Annotated in this window: 19 protein-coding genes and 1 tRNA gene; 7 read left to right on the top strand and 13 right to left on the bottom strand. The window is 36.3% G+C overall.

Annotation, left to right across the window (positions count from 1 at the left end):
* Positions 1-24 precede the first annotated feature (24 nt).
* Positions 25-780 carry an SDR family NAD(P)-dependent oxidoreductase gene (locus EGT49_RS02020; protein WP_135371335.1) on the bottom strand — a complete coding sequence of 252 codons (756 nt, stop codon included), beginning with the start codon at positions 778-780 and terminating at the stop codon, positions 25-27.
* A 361-nt stretch (positions 781-1,141) separates the two neighbouring features.
* On the bottom strand, positions 1,142-1,738 hold the full coding sequence (locus EGT49_RS02015; protein WP_135371288.1) for a sugar O-acetyltransferase: 597 nt from the start codon (positions 1,736-1,738) through the stop codon (positions 1,142-1,144).
* A 197-nt stretch (positions 1,739-1,935) separates the two neighbouring features.
* Between EGT49_RS02015 and EGT49_RS02010 the strand changes: the two genes are divergently transcribed.
* The 5 genes from EGT49_RS02010 to EGT49_RS01990 all read left to right on the top strand — a co-directional run bounded on the left by EGT49_RS02010 (position 1,936) and on the right by EGT49_RS01990 (position 6,354).
* On the top strand, positions 1,936-2,742 hold the full coding sequence (locus tag EGT49_RS02010; protein ID WP_135371287.1) for a DNA/RNA non-specific endonuclease: 807 nt from the start codon (positions 1,936-1,938) through the stop codon (positions 2,740-2,742).
* Between the two features lie 12 nt (positions 2,743-2,754).
* On the top strand, positions 2,755-3,990 hold the full coding sequence (glyA, locus tag EGT49_RS02005; RefSeq protein ID WP_135371286.1) for a serine hydroxymethyltransferase: 1,236 nt from the start codon (positions 2,755-2,757) through the stop codon (positions 3,988-3,990).
* A gap of 99 nt (positions 3,991-4,089) precedes the next feature.
* Positions 4,090-4,398: an ArsR/SmtB family transcription factor gene (locus tag EGT49_RS02000; RefSeq protein WP_135371285.1), complete on the top strand. Its 309-nt coding sequence runs from the start codon at positions 4,090-4,092 to the stop codon at positions 4,396-4,398.
* Positions 4,399-4,458: 60 nt separating this feature from the next.
* Complete coding sequence (locus EGT49_RS01995) at positions 4,459-5,673, top strand: NADH:flavin oxidoreductase/NADH oxidase family protein (protein WP_135371284.1); 1,215 nt, start codon at positions 4,459-4,461, stop codon at positions 5,671-5,673.
* A gap of 3 nt (positions 5,674-5,676) precedes the next feature.
* Positions 5,677-6,354: a type 1 glutamine amidotransferase domain-containing protein gene (locus EGT49_RS01990; RefSeq protein WP_135371283.1), complete on the top strand. Its 678-nt coding sequence runs from the start codon at positions 5,677-5,679 to the stop codon at positions 6,352-6,354.
* A 329-nt stretch (positions 6,355-6,683) separates the two neighbouring features.
* Here the strand turns inward: EGT49_RS01990 and EGT49_RS01985 are convergent, their stop codons facing one another.
* The 8 genes from EGT49_RS01985 to EGT49_RS01950 form a co-directional block, all read right to left on the bottom strand.
* Positions 6,684-7,553, bottom strand: a complete 870-nt coding sequence (locus EGT49_RS01985) for a DegV family protein (RefSeq protein WP_135371282.1) — start codon at positions 7,551-7,553, stop codon at positions 6,684-6,686.
* Between the two features lie 354 nt (positions 7,554-7,907).
* Entirely contained in the window at positions 7,908-8,741 is an 834-nt protein-coding gene (locus EGT49_RS12600; RefSeq protein ID WP_135371281.1) for an SLAP domain-containing protein, read from the bottom strand.
* Between the two features lie 92 nt (positions 8,742-8,833).
* The gene (locus EGT49_RS01975) at positions 8,834-9,649 is read right to left on the bottom strand and encodes a hypothetical protein (RefSeq protein ID WP_135371280.1); all 816 of its coding nucleotides are present in this window, start codon (positions 9,647-9,649) and stop codon (positions 8,834-8,836) included.
* Between the two features lie 25 nt (positions 9,650-9,674).
* The gene (locus EGT49_RS01970) at positions 9,675-11,387 is read right to left on the bottom strand and encodes an SLAP domain-containing protein (RefSeq protein ID WP_135371279.1); all 1,713 of its coding nucleotides are present in this window, start codon (positions 11,385-11,387) and stop codon (positions 9,675-9,677) included.
* A 36-nt stretch (positions 11,388-11,423) separates the two neighbouring features.
* The gene (locus EGT49_RS01965; protein WP_135371278.1) at positions 11,424-12,212 is read right to left on the bottom strand and encodes an SLAP domain-containing protein; all 789 of its coding nucleotides are present in this window, start codon (positions 12,210-12,212) and stop codon (positions 11,424-11,426) included.
* A 184-nt stretch (positions 12,213-12,396) separates the two neighbouring features.
* The gene (gene yjeM, locus EGT49_RS01960) at positions 12,397-13,926 is read right to left on the bottom strand and encodes a glutamate/gamma-aminobutyrate family transporter YjeM (RefSeq protein WP_135371277.1); all 1,530 of its coding nucleotides are present in this window, start codon (positions 13,924-13,926) and stop codon (positions 12,397-12,399) included.
* Between the two features lie 35 nt (positions 13,927-13,961).
* Positions 13,962-15,392, bottom strand: coding sequence for a C69 family dipeptidase (locus EGT49_RS01955; protein ID WP_135371276.1), 1,431 nt, complete (start codon positions 15,390-15,392; stop codon positions 13,962-13,964).
* Positions 15,393-15,401: 9 nt separating this feature from the next.
* Positions 15,402-15,728: a heavy metal-binding domain-containing protein gene (locus EGT49_RS01950; RefSeq protein WP_135371275.1), complete on the bottom strand. Its 327-nt coding sequence runs from the start codon at positions 15,726-15,728 to the stop codon at positions 15,402-15,404.
* Positions 15,729-15,804: 76 nt separating this feature from the next.
* Here EGT49_RS01950 and EGT49_RS01945 point away from each other — a divergent pair, with 76 nt between their 5' ends.
* Complete coding sequence (locus tag EGT49_RS01945; RefSeq protein ID WP_135371274.1) at positions 15,805-16,047, top strand: hypothetical protein; 243 nt, start codon at positions 15,805-15,807, stop codon at positions 16,045-16,047.
* A gap of 162 nt (positions 16,048-16,209) precedes the next feature.
* Here EGT49_RS01945 and EGT49_RS01940 read toward each other — a convergent pair whose 3' ends face one another.
* Positions 16,210-16,386 (bottom strand): CsbD family protein, encoded by a 177-nt coding sequence (locus tag EGT49_RS01940; protein WP_135371273.1) that lies wholly within the window; start codon positions 16,384-16,386, stop codon positions 16,210-16,212.
* Between the two features lie 446 nt (positions 16,387-16,832).
* Between EGT49_RS01940 and EGT49_RS01935 the strand changes: the two genes are divergently transcribed.
* Complete coding sequence (locus EGT49_RS01935) at positions 16,833-17,249, top strand: hypothetical protein (protein WP_135371272.1); 417 nt, start codon at positions 16,833-16,835, stop codon at positions 17,247-17,249.
* Positions 17,250-17,302: 53 nt separating this feature from the next.
* Here EGT49_RS01935 and EGT49_RS01930 read toward each other — a convergent pair.
* Together EGT49_RS01930 and EGT49_RS01925 are read right to left on the bottom strand one after the other, a co-directional pair.
* A tRNA-Gln gene (locus EGT49_RS01930) sits at positions 17,303-17,374 on the bottom strand.
* 220 nt (positions 17,375-17,594) lie between these two features.
* The gene (locus tag EGT49_RS01925) at positions 17,595-17,819 is read right to left on the bottom strand and encodes a hypothetical protein (protein ID WP_135371271.1); all 225 of its coding nucleotides are present in this window, start codon (positions 17,817-17,819) and stop codon (positions 17,595-17,597) included.
* Positions 17,820-17,862 lie beyond the last annotated feature (43 nt).

The following is a 17,862-nucleotide window of genomic DNA, read 5'->3' as shown; positions in this document are numbered from 1 at the left end:
ATATTATCTCCAGTCAATATTTAATTAACCATCCATTACGATTCCGCCATCACAATCACCAATTTCGCCAGTAATGAAACTTGCGGCTTCTGAAGCAAAGAACAGAATCATTTGTGCGATTTCTACTGGTTCAGCAGCTCTCTTTAAAGGAATCATACCGATCACCTTTGAATTCTTATCTGGATCTTCAGAAAGAGCCGTTGTCATTGAAGTATGTGTAAATGATGGACAAACAGCGTTTGCATAAATTCCATATTTAGCACCTTCCTTAGCTATGGCTTTAGTAAAGCCATTGGTTCCGGCTTTTGAAGAAGCGTAAGCAACTGTTCCGAGTAACCCACCACCCAGTTTTCCGGCAACGGAAGAAACATTAACAATTCTTCCTCCACCAATTTCTTTAAAATGTTCCCAAAGTGCTTTGACTGTATTGAATTGCCCAGTCAAATTGATTTTAATCGTCCTGTCCCATTCTTCAGGGCTTAAATCATCAAATGACTTTGAACTGATAATTCCGGCGACATTCACTAGACCATCGATTCTTCCAAAATCCTTAATTATTTGAGCAAACTGTTTGTTTACTTCCTCTCGATTAGCCTGATCAACATGATAAAACTTAATTTCTGGACTTACTTCTGTAACTGTTTTTTTAGCAGATTCATCATCAATATCCAACAAGGCAACTTTTCCGCCACCGTTGATAATTCCTTTGACAACTTCTTTGCCAATTCCTTTAGCTCCACCTGTAACAATTATATTTTTTCCATCAAAATCGTAACGCATCATATCATCACCTTTACTTATGTATGAGCAAAATATTATCATATAAGCAAATGGTTTGCAATTTCATTCACAAAAGTGTATATCGCATTTAACAGCATTCTTGCTTAATCACAATTGAATTTCCGACATTTTGTATATTGTTTCACAAATAAAAAATAACTATCTTATCAATAAATTTCGTAGAGTAACAAACATTAAAAAAAATTAAATTAAATTACATTTAATTTAAAATTCACACAAAAAATCATTTTTCCTTAATTCGACATCTTGTCTATTGAAAAATGCATACATCTACCAGGTCATTCGAACATTAAAAAAGCCCCATGATAATCAAGTTTCGATTACCACAGAACTATTTGCACTAAATAAAATCCTTACCAACAAAACCCGTCTTATCAGCATCGGTAATTTCACGAATCACTTTACAAGGATTGCCAGCTGCAATCACTCCATCAGGAATATCATGGGTCACAACACTGCCAGCTCTAATAATAACATCATTTCCAATCGTAACGCCTGGGAGAACTGTCACATTAGCGGCCAACCAAGTTCGATTTCCAATTGTAATGGGCTTAGCAATACAGCCACCAAGTTCCCTTTCATTTGGGTCAAACAAATGATTACTAGTATATAAACCAACCTTTGGTCCAAACAAAACCGAATTGCCAATTTTGACTGGAGCTCCATCCAAAATTACACAATCATAATTCGCATAAAAATTATCGCCGACGTGAATATTTCTGCCGAATTCACAGCGAAAATTAGGATTCAAAAATGGCTTTTTCCCAACGCTACCAAATAATTGACGAATTAATTTTTCCTTTTTAATTTTATTGTTTTCGTTATTAATTCGCGTCGTCTTTTCTGTCGCTTGATCACGTAAATCATCTAATTCTGGAGCAACGTCATCATATGGTTTCCCAGTTGCCATGTATTTAAATTTTTCGGCCAAATTCATGTAATTTTCTCTCCTCATTACTTATAATAGTTATTGTCTAAATTTTATCATGAAAAGATATAAAAGAAATTATGATAAATATTATATCCGAATAAATATCTCTAAACCCAAGGATATTGTTCAAGTTTTCTGAAAAATTATGATAAAATGAAAACTGGAGATTCCAAAAGGTCTTCATAGTGAGGGGAAAGATTTTTATGTATATGTTATTACTCGTTGTTTTGGGAGCAATCGTCTTGTTCACGACCTTTATGGTCAAGCCAAAAAAACGACTGCATCGAAAGTTAGTTTCATTGGGAATTGTTTTGGTAATTGCCGGAGGTTCTGGAGTTTATGAGAGTTTACAAAACACCGGCCAAACTGGTGATAATCCAAAGCAAGTTGAGAAAACTAAGACGTATGATACATCCAACTTAGCTAATCTCGACTACAATGGAACTCAAGAAATTGAGGTCAATAATAATACACCTACTTTCACAAAATCCGAACTAAACGTCTCAAATGGTCCTTGGCAAGAATTCGCTGATTTGGATCATCTGAATCGAGCAATTCAAGCTGATGCACTATTAAGCAAAAGCTTAATGCCTACCGAGAAACGTGAAGCTTTATATGTTAACCCAACTGGTTGGCACAACAAACGAATCAAAGGTGGCTGGCTATACAATCGATCACACCTAATTGGTTTTCAATTGACCGGACAGAACAATAATCCGAAAAATTTGATGACTGGTACACGTTCATTGAATTCACCCGAAATGCTCAAACATGAGAACGATATTGCTTATTACCTCAAGCAAAATCCTAATAATTTCATTCGTTACCGGGTCAAACCGATTTATCGCAATGATGAATTAGTCGCTCGTGGTGTGCAAATGATGGCTGAATCGTTGACTAGTGACGGCCAAGTAGATAAACAAATTTACTTCAACGTCTACATTTTCAACATTGAACAAGGTGTCAAGATTAACTATAGCGATGGTACAAGTGTAGTAAATAACAACTAAGGAGTGATTGCAGTGCAATATAGTACAGGCGATACAGAAATTTTTGATCTAATCAAAAAAGAAGAAGAACGACAAAATAGAAATATTGAGTTGATTGCTTCTGAAAATATTGTTTCTGATAATGTTAGAAAGGCTCAAGGATCAGTTTTAACTAACAAATATGCTGAAGGATATCCTGGGCATCGTTATTATGGTGGCTGCGAATACATCGACCAAGTCGAACAACTTGCAATCGACCGCGCTAAGAAATTGTTCAACGCCGAATACGTTAACGTTCAACCACATTCAGGTTCCCAAGCTAATGCCGCCGCTTATCAAGCAGTTTTGAAGCCCGGCGATACCGTTTTAGGTATGGATTTAAATGCTGGTGGACACTTAACTCACGGTTCAAAAGTGAATTTCTCAGGTAAGATGTATAACTTTCACTCATACGGAGTTAACGCTGACGGCCTAATTGATTACGACGACGTTCAAAGAATTGCCACAGAAGTTAAACCACATTTAATCGTCGCTGGAGCTTCAGCATACAGTCGTATCATTGACTTCAAGAAATTCCGTGAAATTGCTGATTCAGTTGGTGCATATTTGATGGTCGACATGGCTCATATTGCCGGACTCGTTGCCGTTGGTCTTCACCCTACTCCAGTTGGTGTGGCTGATATCGTTACAACTACTACACATAAGACTTTAAGAGGTCCACGTGGCGGTATGATCATTGCTAAAGCTGAACTAGGTAAGAAAATCAACTCAGCTGTTTTCCCTGGAACACAAGGTGGTCCTTTGGAACACGTCATTGCTGGTAAAGCGGTTGCCTTTGGTGAAGATCTTCAACCTGAATTCAAAACTTACATGGAACAAGTTGTTAAGAACGCTGCGGCCATGGCGAAAGTAATTAACGAAGCGGACAACTTATCAGTCTTGACTGGTGGAACAGATAATCACCTGTTAAATGTCGTTTTAACAGAAAGTGGTCTAAACGGTATGGAAGTACAAAACTTACTTGATACGATCCACATCACAACTAACAAGGAAGCTATCCCTAACGACCCACTACCTCCTAAGTTGACATCTGGCTTGCGTCTAGGTACACCTGCTATCACTTCAAGAGGCTTTAACGAAGAAGATTGTAAAGAAGTAGCACATATTATCGTTGACGCAATCAAGAATCACGATAATCCCGAAGAATTAAAGAAATTAGATGCTCGAACAAAAGCATTGACTGACAAACATCCAGTTGAATTTAATTAAACAAGAAAAACAGAGCTTTCGCTCTGTTTTTTTTTGTTGACTTTTACTCAGAGATACATTATTATACGTTTAAACATTTAAACCTATGGAGACATCGCTATGGCAGAAGAAACTATGGAACTATTCAGAAAAGGCATGCCCATCTTCAATATCTTTCAAGATGAGAACCGCCAAAAAATCATTTTACTATTATGCAAAAATAAAGAATTGACGGTCAATCAAATCACCGACCAATTGGATCTGTCACGTCCAGCTGTTTCCCATCATTTAAAGTTGATGCTAAACGCTGGTGTCATTGCCGTCATTAAACTTGGTAAGGAACGTTTCTATCGTGTTTCTTTAGATGATACCGTCCAGTTGTTAAAGGATCTGACCGTTTCACTGGAAAAAAGTATTTCATCGAAATAAGATGGAATTTATTTTTGCCTAATATGTTTAAATGTTTAAACCTATAATCAGGAGAATATTATGACTAACATCTTTACACCCTTAACTTTAAAAAATGGTACAACTATTAAAAACCGCTTCGTCAAAGCCGCCTTGAGTGAAACTCTCGGAAATAAACAATATCAACCAACAGATGAATTAATTGCCCTTTATCAAAAATGGGCCCAAGGTGGGACTGGATTACTCATCACTGGAAATGTAATGGTCGACCTTAACGCTCGAGGAGAATTTGGCAATATTGTCGTCGATAGAAATCAAGATTTAACACTCTTAAAAAAGTGGTCACAAGCAGCCACTGCTAATGACACCAAGATTTTTATGCAGCTAAATCATCCAGGTAAACAATCACCGAAAACTATCAGCAAATATCCCGTTGCTCCCAGTGCCGTACCCATGTCCGGAAGTAATGCCTTTGCCTTCAATTCCCCAAGAGCTTTGGAGCATTCCGAAATAAAACAGATCATCAACAAATTCATTGAAGCTGCTGCAATCGCTAAAGAAACTGGCTTTTCTGGTGTAGAAATTCACGCCGCTCACGGATACTTATTAAACCAATTTCTCTCACCCCACGATAACCGGCGAAATGATGAATATGGTGGGTCGTTGGAAAATCGCATGCGCATCCTAACTGAAATATACACCGGTATTCGTCAAAAGGTCGGTTCTGAATTCCCCATTGCTTTAAAAATCAACTCCTCAGATTTTCGTCCCGATGGTTTCTCTGAAAAAGATTCCTTAACGGTAATTCAAAAAATGGATCAATTAGGTATCGACTTGATTGAAATTTCCGGCGGTAACTATGAAAATCCAAAGATGCAAGGTATTGGTAAAGGCGCTTTCTTCATCGATTATGCTAAAAAAATTAAACAAACGATCTCCACTCCTATCATCGTCACCGGTGGCTTTAATACCGCAAATGGTATGGAAAAAGCTATTAATAATAATGAAACAGATTTTATTGGTTTGGCACGACCACTCGTTATGATTCCCGATTTGCCTAACCAACTGAAATGGGGTAACTTTACTTCTGTAAGGTTGCATCATCTGACTACCGGATCAAAGAAATTAGACAAAAAGGTCGGTTCTTTGATTGGCCTCAGCTTTTATCAGCAACAAATGCTTAGAATCGCCGAGAACAAAAAAATTCAAAATACCACTAACGCTTGGGGCGCCTTATTATTCTCCTTGAAACATCAAGGAATATCCGCTTTAATGCCACAGCGTGATAAGGAGTAAATTATGAAAAAAATTTTAGTTGTCCTAACTAACACCATCAGATATCACGGCACACAACAAGCAACCGGACTCTGGTTAGGTGAAGCCACTGAATTCGTTGATGAAGTAACTAACGCCAACTTTGCCGTCGATTACGTTAGCCCTAAAGGTGGATTCGTTCCTCTAGATCCCCGCAGTTTCAAATATACCGATAAATCCACAATGGATATTTACGCTAGTTCAGATTTTCAACAAAGAGCACTGACTAATTCCCTCAAACCGGAACAAATCAATCCTCAAGATTATTCAGCTATTTACTACACTGGCGGTCACGGTGTGATGTGGGACTTTCCTACTGATCCGAAACTTCAAGAGATCACTAGAAAGATCTATCAACAAGGCGGTCTAGTAACCTCAGTCTGTCACGGAATCGCTGGTCTTCTAAACGTTAAAGATGACAACGGCAAATACTTAATTGCTGGCAAAAACATTACCGGCTTCACAACTGCCGAGGAAATTCTAGCTGGTAAAAGAAAAGTCGTACCCTTTCTCAATGAAAATGTAGCCAAATTACATGGTGCTAATTTCCAAAAGAAACGAGCATACAAGGAATTCGCCATCCAAGATGACCAATTGATCACTGGTCAAAATCCTTTTTCAGCTCGAGCTGTTGCTAAGTTAGTAATCCAAAATTTGGATTAAAAAACAACAGAGAGTGAAACAAGAGCGGTCAGCTCCCGGAGGATAACGTAATTTCAGAAATTGCTCGTCGCACTTTGCGAGTGATTCCTGAAATTTTGTTATCTCGGAGGGAGTTGCTCTTGTGCAACTCGTTTCAGTTAGAGAGCGGAACAGGACATGGTCAACTCTTGAGCATTAAGGCAAATAAGCCAAGGTAATCGTACTTTGATAACCTTGGCTTATTTGTTTTAAGCGGAGAGAGTTATGTCCTGTTCCGCGTTTATGCTGCAAGTTTAGGAGTAAAAAGTAGTTATGTCCCAATCTCTTTTTTATAATAATAACAAAATAATTTAATTTCTAAATTCAGGTCCCATAGCAAAAGCCGCTACGCACCCAACTCCGGTATGACTCGAAATTGTCATCCCAATTGGATAAATCTGAATATCAGCTTGGCTGATTTGTTCAATAATCCGATCTTTAACGATTTTAGCAGCATCATAATCGCCACTTGTTGTGATAATAACTGGTTGTTCCTGATCACTTTGCATAGCGTTAACAATTTTATCCGCCAATTCAAGTAACGATTTCTTCCGTGTCCGCGTCTTTGAAACCATCCGTAACTTGCCATCGGCATCAACGTCCAAAATGGGTTTAACTTTCAACAAAGTCCCCAAGGCAGCTGAGGTTCTTGAAATACGACCACCATGGTACAGGTAATTCAAGTTGTCGACAGTAAACCACTGTTGCAAACGAAGTTTATTCAAGTCAAACCAGTTAACCAATTCATCCAACGTGGCACCAGCTTTTTGAAGTCTGATTGCACTTATTACTAATCGTCCTTCACCCCCACTAGCGGCCAAAGTATCAATAATTCTAATATCAGCTTGTGGATTTGATTCCAAAAGAATTTCTCTGGCTTGATTAGCACTGGACAATGAACCACTCAAACCTCCCGAAAATCCTACATAGACAATCGGAATATTTTTTTCGACGTACTTTTTAAAGAACTCCAAATATTCCCCAACATTTACTTGCGTTGTCGTCGGCATTGCTCCAGATAAAATTTCTTGATAAAAATCATTAATGTCTAAACTTTGACCCAAGTCATTGACGAGATCTCGATCACCAACTTTGGTATGAAAGTAAATTACGTCTACCCCACTGTCTTTCAAAGTTGCCAATGGTAAATCACATTCAGAATCTGTCAGTATTTGATACATCTTTTCACCTCTTAAAATTAAGTTCATTTAAGCTAAATAGGTCACCGACTAATAATACCATTTATTTTAGTTATGTAAACCACATTATCTAGTTTTCGAAACTAGATTGTTGACAACTTAATACTTTGAACACAACAAAAAAGCCCAGAAATCAATTGATCTCTGAACTTTTTACCTGTACTACGGACACGGGCATGTCACATAGTCATAAACGATATAGAGGAAATATTCGGAATCATCTGATTCCATTAACAGTATACGACTCGCCCTCGTCACGATATGTCAAAATCCCAGTTTATCCGAAAATAATTGGATAAACTGGGATTTTTTTGACTTTTAAACTCTAAACATTAATTACTTAACATCGAATGATGAAAGCCATTCGTTTGTAGCAACACGATACATTGTCTTACCGTTAATAGTAGCAGTTTGGTCAGTTAACCAAGATGTATTACCGGCTAAGGCACGATTATTAATCTTTTGACCATCTTTTGTAAACAAAGCGGAATCCCATTTTGTAGTTACAACGTTTTTACTATTTTTTTCTTGGACTCCATTTCGACTATCAATCCAAACGTTTGTACCAATACGGTAATATGTTTCACCCATTCTGTACATCTTACGATCTACTTTCCAAGATGATCCAGCTGGAATGTATGTATACTCATCTGTTCCTGGTATATTAATTCCATTTCCTTTATCATCCCAAGCAAATCTTTTACGAGTCAAAGTTATAGTGGCTGAATAAGGTGTACCAAATGTTTTATTTTTATTAATAGTTTCGGTAGTAGTTGGTATATAGGTTGGTATTGAATATACGTAGGCACCATCGTCATCAAGGTCTAGCTCAAAATACCCATCAGAATTATTTTTATAACCATCAATCGTTGGTGCAGCAAATCTAACAATGCCTTTTGAATTTGCTTTCAATCCTTCAACAGAAATAGGAATTGCGTTTCCACTTTCAAGACTATCTTCTGAAGTCCAAATCTCTGCATTAATAGTTCCATGTAAAGTATAAGTTCCATCACCATTGTCAGTATAAGTTGCATCCGGTCTATTTAAAGAACCGTCTTCTTCTCTAGAAGCTTGTACTGTAGTTGTTGTTGCTGCAACAGGTGCAACTAATGGTGCGGCTGTTAAAAGCATGGCTGCAGTAACTCCTAAATATTTAACAAATTTCTTCATAATGAAATTCCCCCATAACTATATAAATTATTAACACATTAAAGATAACATTTGACCACGACACTACTTGTCATTGGAGAAAAATAATTTAATTATTTTACAGAATCTTTGGAAATGAAATTAGTATTTGGATTTGTACCAGTGTATTCATAAATACTGTTATACCCATCAAAATCATTCGTCCATTCTGAACTTAACGACGTACTATTATCCGACATACCAATAGCAGCAGGTGTACCCGTATAAATTAGTTCTGCACGATGCCCAAAATGACCAATTTCTCCTGGACCAGCACTTGCATTATTGTTGTCGTCATACCAACCCTTTATTAAATACCATGCTACATCTCTATCTGAGGTCATCCCTTTGTAAATTCCATTTTTTAATATGAAATTAAATCCAAATCCATAAAGATTTTCTGCAGTATTTCTAGGTCTTGTTGAATGGTCCATGGTATCACCAACTTGTTGATAAGCACGGTGATTGGCATATTCAAACATCTCTTCACTAGTTGAAACAGCTGGAGTTCCATTTGCAGCATGTAGGACGTTTAAATATTTAATAAAATATTCATTAATCCGCTTAACATTTGGTACGTATTTAAAATTTGGATTCGATTTGTCATACAAACGTGTTGTTGAAGTGGATTTTAAATATTCATTTGTTGCTACTTGATAATAAGTAACATCATTGTGTGTAAAAATTCGATCAACTAACCAATTTGTCTTTGGTGCTAAAGCTCTATTAGTAATCAAGTCGCCATCTTTGGTATAAAGTTTTGAAGTACTGTTTCCAGTACTTGTAACTTTAGTTACTTCAGCAGAAGCGTCTTGTTGTGAAACAAACAATGCTCCGGTTAAGGCAATTGTTAATGATGCAGCAAGCGTGATTAGTTTATTAAATTTCATGGTTATCCCCTTTTCACAAATTTTATTATTTGATATCTCTAGCAGCAATCCATTCGTCAGTTGCAACACGATACATCAATTGATTGTTGATTGTAGCTGTTCTGTCAGTTATCCAAGCGCTATTTGAAGCAAGGATACGATTTGTGATCTTCTTACCTTGTGAATTGTACAAAGCAGCATCGTTCTTAGTCTTGATAACAGAATTGATAACATTTACTTCTAGACCTTTTTCTTCTTTGACCCATTCATTTGTTGCAACACGATAATATGTTTCACCATCAATAGTCTTTTCTTGGTCAACTCTCCAAGTTGAATTTGCACCAAGTTGACGGTTAGTAATCAATTTACCATCAGCTGTGTACAATTTTGTACTTGAGATCGTTGCATATACTGCATGATGTTCTACAGCTGGGGTTGTCTTGTGTTCATCTTTATTTGTTTCTGTTGTTTCATTTTTATTGTTGTCTGTTGTTGGTTTTGTATTTGTATTAGTATTGTTATTTGTGTTTGTAGTTGTTCCTGTAGAACTACCTGTATTTGTATTAGTATTTTCTTCTGAATTTTCATTATATGGTAATACTACAACATCTTTAGAAGCAACTTGTTTAGCACCATTTTCAAAATATAGGTACCATGGTGATCCAAAAGCCACCCCATTATCATTATCGTTTCTAGGATTTGCTACGTATCTAACTCCGAAGTGGAAAGTAACTCCTTTGCCACCTTTTTGTTGTAAGTAAGAATTAACCTCGTCAAATAACAAGTTCCTATTAAACGTACCGTCATTAGCTGTTACAGTCGCAGAAACTCGGTAATGAGTAGAATCAAAGAAAAGATTACTTCTATCTGAATTAGCATTAAAATGAGCAAAGAAATCATCTTTATTTTCATTATCAATCAAATCTGTTTGAGGCGTTAAACCCGAAGCAGGCATTGAGAACCAACCATCTGTTCCTAGAGCGTAAGTCCACGTTGAATCAGAACTTGTTAACAATGCAGAATTCTTGGTAAGTTGGATCTTGTCCTTCATTTGGCTTTCCCATTTTTTAGCATCCACTTTTTGACTGGCAGTAATATCTGTTGAATTCTTCAAATCTTGTTGTCCCTTTCCACCCGGAAAGACTGGGGCAATCGCAATAGCTTGATTACTTTCTTCTTTACTTGAAACAGCAGTTCCATTTTTTGTATATACTGGGATACCATTTGGTAATTTTATACCAATAATATTGTTGTTCTGATCATCTCGTTCAACGTACGGACTTACAAATGCTTTATCAACAGTATAGCCTTGATAGGTTGGCATCATTAATTCATCATCACCAAAAAGCTTATTACCCTCGACAGATGTTGAGAAGGAAATCTCAATAGTTTTACCATCTTTAATAGCCGGGATTGATCCTGAGATTACATCTCCATCTTCGCTTACAGTAACCTTATATAGTCCTTTAGTACTTTCACCAGTCTCAGTGTTTTCTTTTGATTTGTTTTCTACGCCATCTATATTTGTCGTTTCATCATTAGTAGAATCTATTCCATTAGTAGACTTATTAACGTCTGTTGTTATTTTTGAACTATCATCTGCATTTGCTTTAGTTTCAGTATCCCCCTTCTTTGTTGTATTTACTGTTGTATCAGCAGAATTATCAGCAGCGGAAACTGTCATAACTGGTGCAGCGATTGGAGCAACTGCCAATAATGTTGCAGCTGCGATTCCTACATATTTAACTCTTTTATTCATAAAAATAATCCCCCAAATTAACTCTTAATAATTTTTTTAAAAGAATCTAGCAATATCATTACGACTTAACCATTCATTGGTAGCGACACGATACATTTCTTTTCCATTAATCCATGCGTAGCGATCATACTTCCATTTAGTATTAGCCGCTAAAGCGCGATTTGAAATTTTTTGGCCAAATGAATTGTATAGAGCAGATTGCCATTTAGTTTCCACGACGCGTCTCTCTATATTTATAATTACACCATCACTAGCTTTGACCCACTCGTTTGTAGCAATTCTGTAATACGTAACGCCGTTAATACGTTTTTGTTGATCAACGTGCCACATAGTTGAGTTTGATAAAGTTTGCGATGTTACATTACCATTATCGTCATAAACTTTAGCAGCCCTGGCAAGCTCAAAAGTAAAATTGATACCAGTTGCAGAATTACTAGTAGTAGACACGTTACCGACTTTCGTATAATAAAGATCAGTTATTAACGAATATCCTCTTGATGTTCTGAGAAAACCGATTCTTTCAAAATTTGGTACGTATCCATTTATAGTTGGTGTAATTACACTGTCAATTTGACCAACTTTTGAAGTGTAAACCAAATCTTGCGTCCAAACTTTTTTATCACCGCCATCTGTCGAGGCATAAAATCCTAAACTAGCCGGCCCGTGTTCATCAACATCAAAATTAAAATCCAAATAACTTTTCACGCCCGTGTTAGTGGCTTGCGTAATTGTTTCTGCGGAAACATTTGTTATCGGTGTTATAATAGGTGCAATTGATAACAACATTGCAGCCGCAACCCCTGCATATTTAATACGTTTATCCAAAACTTAATCCTCCAATCATTTAAATTACAATAAGATATTAGCATTGAGGGTCGTCACTATATGACATTTGGAAATCAAAATGAAATTTTTTTTAAAAAAAATCAAAAAAATTGCTAAATAGTTTTTAAAAGCAAAAAAAGACCCAGAAATCTAAACGATTTCTGAGTCTTTTTATATATCTTGGTTAATTTGTCGCATCCGCAGTTTCGGATGCTTTTTCTTTAGTTTTATGTTCATATCTGTAATACAAAATGAACCCAATTAATCCAAATACTACCGGTCCAATGATTGTCCAAAGGGCATCTGTATAAGCTCCTTCAACGATTGGTTGTACCAAGGTGAAGATGATAGCAAATGCGAGAACTAAGAACACGATAATACTTACGGTCCACATAGCTTTTTTGTTCTTATAGAACAAATATGGCTTTTCGATATCTTTGTTTAAATTAAAGAATGGATAGGCACCAACTAAGAACAAATATGGAACTGTTGTTGAAACGTTAGCCATCAATGTCAAGACGTTGTATAGAGCTTTAGCATTCTTACCACCCATATCAACGATCAAAATCAAGACGATAACAACAATAGCTTGAATCCACATTGCGTAAGCTGGCATACCGTGTTTGTTTAATTTAGTAACCTTTTCAGGCCAAAAGTCTTTTGGTGTACCTAACACGAATGACTTCAATGGTGAATAAATCAACACAAAGAAGGAACCCATGTAAAGGATAAACATGTCAAAACCTGTGAAACGTGCTAACCACTTACCAAGTGTTAAGGCAGCAGTTGTTCCCATTCCAGCATGGATACCAAATTGATATCCAAGATTACTCATCATAACATAAGTGATATTTCCTAAGTTAACGTTACCTTTAGAAATAACTGAACTCCAGTTGGCACTCATCGCCCAACAAAGAATTGTCAATGAATAAAGTACGGTAATGATAATAGCTGAGATCAAAACACCACGTGGAAAATCACGTTTAGGATTCTTCATACTATCAGTGACACCACCGACTGATTCCATACCACCGTATGCAAAGATTGCATAAACGATGAATGAGACCATCCCGAGTGGTGAGGCAAAAGCAGGATTAGCCGAATGGATAAATGTATCTAATCCTTGAATTGGTTCTGCAGTGTGAAAGCCTGACATGAACAATACTGCCAAACTCAAAACGAAGAAAATAACTTGTAATAGAATCATCATAATACCACCAAAGTTAGAAACTTTCGTGATCTTTTCGATTCCTTGTGTAGCTGTGAAAGTAACAAAAATGATCCAAAGAACGGCTAAAATACCGATAACTTGTGTGGCGCTAAGACCAAACATCCCCCAAGTTTGCGTTGTATCATGGCCTGCAAAAGTTGTAGACAATGGAATCCAAACTTTAGAAGAAGTTGAAACTAGCCAAACTTCCCATGAAGCTAACCACATGAATGTACCGATAAAAGCCCATTTTGCACCGACAGCTCCATCAATCCAAGAATAAATTCCACCTTTTGCTTCATTAAAAGCGGAACCATATTCGGCCATCATAAATCCTACTGGTAGGAAGAAGAATACGGCCGCGAAAACGTACCAAATAATACTTGCCAATCCCATCTGTTCATAAGCAACAGTTGTATTAGCGAAACCAAAGATTGCCGTGAAAATCATCATGATCAAACTAAATAGTGTGATTGATTTTTTTGGCGAAACACTATCATTCATTTTTTTAAACCCCTCATTTATTTAAATGTATGAATCTATAGATTCATATCTGTTTTAAAGTTAAGAGGTGAAAAATCAGTCGAGTCCGTAATTAACTGAGCAATAAGCTCTTTATAGCCATCAAGTGAGATTTTTGCCATCTCAAATGAAGCCTTAGTTAAGTAATTAGGTAATTTATCATCATCTATTTCTAAGCTTTGGTTATCAAAATCCAACAACTTCTTGCGAAGCGTGATATTGATTTCCGCTTGCTTATCTTGGAACATTTTTCCAAGTTCTTTATAGTGGCCGTCCAATAAAACCCCAGCCAATTTATATGTCCAATAAGCTGACTTACTGTCGTATGGCAACTCACCTAGTTTGTATTCTTCTGGTGTGTCGGTGATTCCCATATAGAATGGAACGTAGACACTTTGCGAAGCTACACCCATGGCTAACCATTGCACACATCCAATTTCAGGAGCCAGATTAGGTCTGATTTGTAGGACGTGTGATTCTTGAGTTTTAGCCAAACTGATTGGACGAAAACGTTTATTATCTTTTGATTCATTCAATGGATCATAAGGCGTCTTTTGGAAATGGGAAGACAGGTAGTATTGAGCATCGTCGACACTCAACAAGCGATTGGCTTTCTTGATGAAAGATAAGTTTTCACTCTCTGGACTTTCATCCGTCTTGCCAGAAAATTCCTGTTGTCCCCACCAAACACGTGGCGTGCTATAGATCTCATCGGATAAATCATGTGTGCCAAATATTTCACGGAAGTTGAAAGTATCTGGACGACTATTCAAATGATTCTTTTCAACAAATTCTTTAATATCTTGACGATACAAGAAATTATTTTCATCATCAAAATCAATCTCTTGAATAGCTAATTGGTTGGCTACCACAGCGTAGCTATCGTCGGGAATACGCTGTGCTACCCAATAGTGACCTGATCCACTTTCGAAGTACCAAACCTCATCTTTATCTGAGAATAAGACTCCGTTAGTTTCACAAGTTCCGTATTGTTCAATAATCTTACCTAAGCGCAAAACGCCTTGTCTTGCAGTCTTTACGTAAGGCAAAACTACCGTGATCATTGCTTCCTCACCAATACCATTTTCAACAAGAGGATCAACGCCTAAAACACGTTGGTTCGAATAAGCACTTTCGGTCGCACTCATACCAACGCCAAATTCGTTAAATCCATCCTCTTCAAACAATCCTTCTTTGAAGGTCCATTCAGGAGTGGCAGAATATTTATTGCGAATTTTAGGCAGGTCCATTTGAAAATCATTGGCTTTAGAAACAAATTTATGTTCATCGGTATATTCTTTGTGAGCATGGACAACAAAATGTTTAGGCCAAGAAGCTTTAGCATCTTCGTTTCGACCGATAATAGTCGAACCATCAACTGTAGCTTTCTTACCTATTAAAATGCTCGTGCAAGCTGACAAAGAACTTTTATTATATTCTAGAGCCATTCAATCACCTTACTTAAATTTTACTGCGGTACCATATGCTGCAACTGTTTCCATATCTGCACTGATCGAATCAGAATCAAAGCGCATCATTACTACGGCATCAGCTCCCATATCTTGTGCGTTCTTTTTCAAACGACTGATTGCAATATCACGGGCCTCAGTTAGTAATTCTGTGTAAGCTTTGATTTCGCCACCGACAATGTTTTTAAATCCAGCACCAATATTTTTTACAACATTTTTGGATTGTGTTGTTAGTCCAAACACTTCACCAATAATTTCGTATTCTTGGCCTGGAACATGTTCAGTTGTAGTCACTAATATCTCGCTTTTCTCCATTTATTCACCTCACAAAAATATTTATTTCACTCCAGTTAATAATGTAACACAATCTTTTGATTTTATGAGCGGTATCATGAAAAAACAAGCAAAACTTGTTGTTCTTTATTTGGGGGTGGTGGTTAGATGCCGTCTTCCGCAACAGCTCGGGGAAATGACTGGAACGCCATGGGCGGACTTGGAGCCAATTCCAAAGTCGGGAATTGTCTTCAAGCTCCACCTTCTTGTAAATGCTAAAGCATTAACAAGAAATTTCACGGCTGAGCATTTCCCCGAGCTGTTGTTCCAGACTAAATCCTATTTCTTTGCAATTAATTAGTAAATTTCTAAATGGATTCGACTCTATTCATAATTTGTGCCTAAATTAATTTAATGGAAAACAAAAAACCGTACTAATAAACTTCATTAATACGGCTTTTTTGCTTTATTGCATAACAGATTAATCCAAAAGAAGATAATCCATATTTAATTACTTTTAAAATTATTTCTCATTAACTTTTTGGGCAACTTTATCGACTACCTCATCAGCTTTTTCCTTAACCTTGCCGATAGCCTCTTGAGCCTTACCCTTTAATTCTTGTTTATCATCGCCAGAAGCTTTACCTACTACTTGATTCGTCTTACCTTTAACTAAGTCCTTTTTGCTTTCGATACTCATAATAAAACTCCTCTCATATCTTGATGATTAAAGTTTATCAAGTTACTGGTAAAACGCGCAAAGTTTCCGCACAGATTTATCTGATTGTCAGGACAGCTTGGCAAATGAAATAAACTACCACGACAACAATAAAAATTTTGACGATCATTAAATTAAAATTGAGTCTCTCCGCTTTTCTTCTGCGGTGTAATCTATCAACTCTAGTCACCTGCCACACCCGCTTTCCTTATACAACTTCATTTTATAATAGTTATATTTTAACGGTGCTTTTTTAAAGAAAGCTTAAAAATTTCTACAAATTAGATTGAGATACTATAACAATCCTATTCACATATTTTTAGCTCTTTAAAATTTGTGTAAGTGACGAAAAAAAACTTCTAATTTTGCAATTTAAATATTTTCCATTTGATATACTTAGCCCACAAATACATTTTGGGGAAAATAATATGAAAAATACTATAGTAAAGAAGCCTTTTTATAAAAAATGGTGGCTATGGCTTACTGTGATAGTCGTTATTGTCTTTCTCTATTTTCTGTTTAAGCCGCAAGAGAGATTATTTCTTGAAATAGACAAAAATGTAACTACTTTAACTGAAAAAAATACTGCAACATTTGCTTTCAAAACTAATAAAGGTAACAAATATACTGTGACTGAATTAGCAAATAATAAAAAGAAGAGCACAAAAATAGCGGAATCTGGAGATGAAACTTTAACACTATCTAATGCTGGCAAGTATAAGCTGACCGTTTACCTAAAGGGCGAAAAGGAATCAATAATTTTTTTGGTGAAACCCCTAAAACTTAAATTCGCCGATTTAACTGGTGATACCGAGCCTTTTATCAGATCTAAAAATTTAAAATGAAATAAGACAAAAAAAGAAACCCTTGATAACACTGGGGTTTCTTGATGTATATATTGGGCATATTGGGTTCGAACCAATAAATTGCGGATTCAGAGTCCGCTGCCTTACCATTTGGCGAATGCCCATTAACAATAAAATGTTATAAAAAAAACACTTCAATGTCAATAGAAATCAAGTATCTAATATAAATATACCTGTATTTTCGCCAATTTTGTCACAAAAAAGGAACATCTCAACTTTCACAAATCGAAATGAACCTCAATTGCTTATTTTTCGTCGACTACTTTTAATTCTTCAACGCTTGATTCAAGAATATTAATTGATTTATCAAGTGATTCAAATATTTCAGTATTCAAATATTTCAGTATTCAACAATTCGATAATTGGTCCCAATCGTTGATATTCGTGTGACAAGAGATTTTTGTTGGCATCTTCATTGACCCGTTTTAACTTTAAATTGTAATCCATTAAAGCGTTGATGCGGATTCTCGAATCATCCAATTCACACAATACGTCGTCAATTTGATCCATGTCGTAAGTTCTAATTTGATTTTTTTCTTTGCAGTCCATAATAAATTCCCCTTTATAAATTATCTTCATCAAACCAAACTAA

It is taken from the genome of Companilactobacillus suantsaicola (assembly GCF_004745525.1).
Taxonomy (GTDB): domain Bacteria; phylum Bacillota; class Bacilli; order Lactobacillales; family Lactobacillaceae; genus Companilactobacillus; species Companilactobacillus suantsaicola.
This window is presented reverse-complemented; position numbering and strand designations above follow the sequence as displayed.

Excerpts from the sequence above, each read along its gene's own strand:
- EGT49_RS02020 (WP_135371335.1), bottom strand. The coding sequence starts at position 780 with ATGCGTTACGATTTTGATGGAAAAAATATAATTGTTACAGGTGGAGCT.
- EGT49_RS02015 (WP_135371288.1), bottom strand. The coding sequence starts at position 1,738 with ATGAATTTGGCCGAAAAATTTAAATACATGGCAACTGGGAAACCATAT.
- EGT49_RS02010 (WP_135371287.1), top strand. The coding sequence starts at position 1,936 with ATGTATATGTTATTACTCGTTGTTTTGGGAGCAATCGTCTTGTTCACG.
- EGT49_RS02000 (WP_135371285.1), top strand. The coding sequence starts at position 4,090 with ATGGCAGAAGAAACTATGGAACTATTCAGAAAAGGCATGCCCATCTTC.
- EGT49_RS01995 (WP_135371284.1), top strand. The coding sequence starts at position 4,459 with ATGACTAACATCTTTACACCCTTAACTTTAAAAAATGGTACAACTATT.
- EGT49_RS01990 (WP_135371283.1), top strand. The coding sequence starts at position 5,677 with ATGAAAAAAATTTTAGTTGTCCTAACTAACACCATCAGATATCACGGC.
- EGT49_RS01985 (WP_135371282.1), bottom strand. The coding sequence starts at position 7,553 with ATGTATCAAATACTGACAGATTCTGAATGTGATTTACCATTGGCAACT.
- EGT49_RS12600 (WP_135371281.1), bottom strand. The coding sequence starts at position 8,741 with ATGAAGAAATTTGTTAAATATTTAGGAGTTACTGCAGCCATGCTTTTA.
- EGT49_RS01975 (WP_135371280.1), bottom strand. The coding sequence starts at position 9,649 with ATGAAATTTAATAAACTAATCACGCTTGCTGCATCATTAACAATTGCC.
- EGT49_RS01970 (WP_135371279.1), bottom strand. The coding sequence starts at position 11,387 with ATGAATAAAAGAGTTAAATATGTAGGAATCGCAGCTGCAACATTATTG.
- yjeM (WP_135371277.1), bottom strand. The coding sequence starts at position 13,926 with ATGAATGATAGTGTTTCGCCAAAAAAATCAATCACACTATTTAGTTTG.
- EGT49_RS01955 (WP_135371276.1), bottom strand. The coding sequence starts at position 15,392 with ATGGCTCTAGAATATAATAAAAGTTCTTTGTCAGCTTGCACGAGCATT.
- EGT49_RS01950 (WP_135371275.1), bottom strand. The coding sequence starts at position 15,728 with ATGGAGAAAAGCGAGATATTAGTGACTACAACTGAACATGTTCCAGGC.
- EGT49_RS01945 (WP_135371274.1), top strand. The coding sequence starts at position 15,805 with ATGAAAAAACAAGCAAAACTTGTTGTTCTTTATTTGGGGGTGGTGGTT.
- EGT49_RS01940 (WP_135371273.1), bottom strand. The coding sequence starts at position 16,386 with ATGAGTATCGAAAGCAAAAAGGACTTAGTTAAAGGTAAGACGAATCAA.
- EGT49_RS01935 (WP_135371272.1), top strand. The coding sequence starts at position 16,833 with ATGAAAAATACTATAGTAAAGAAGCCTTTTTATAAAAAATGGTGGCTA.
- EGT49_RS01925 (WP_135371271.1), bottom strand. The coding sequence starts at position 17,819 with ATGGACTGCAAAGAAAAAAATCAAATTAGAACTTACGACATGGATCAA.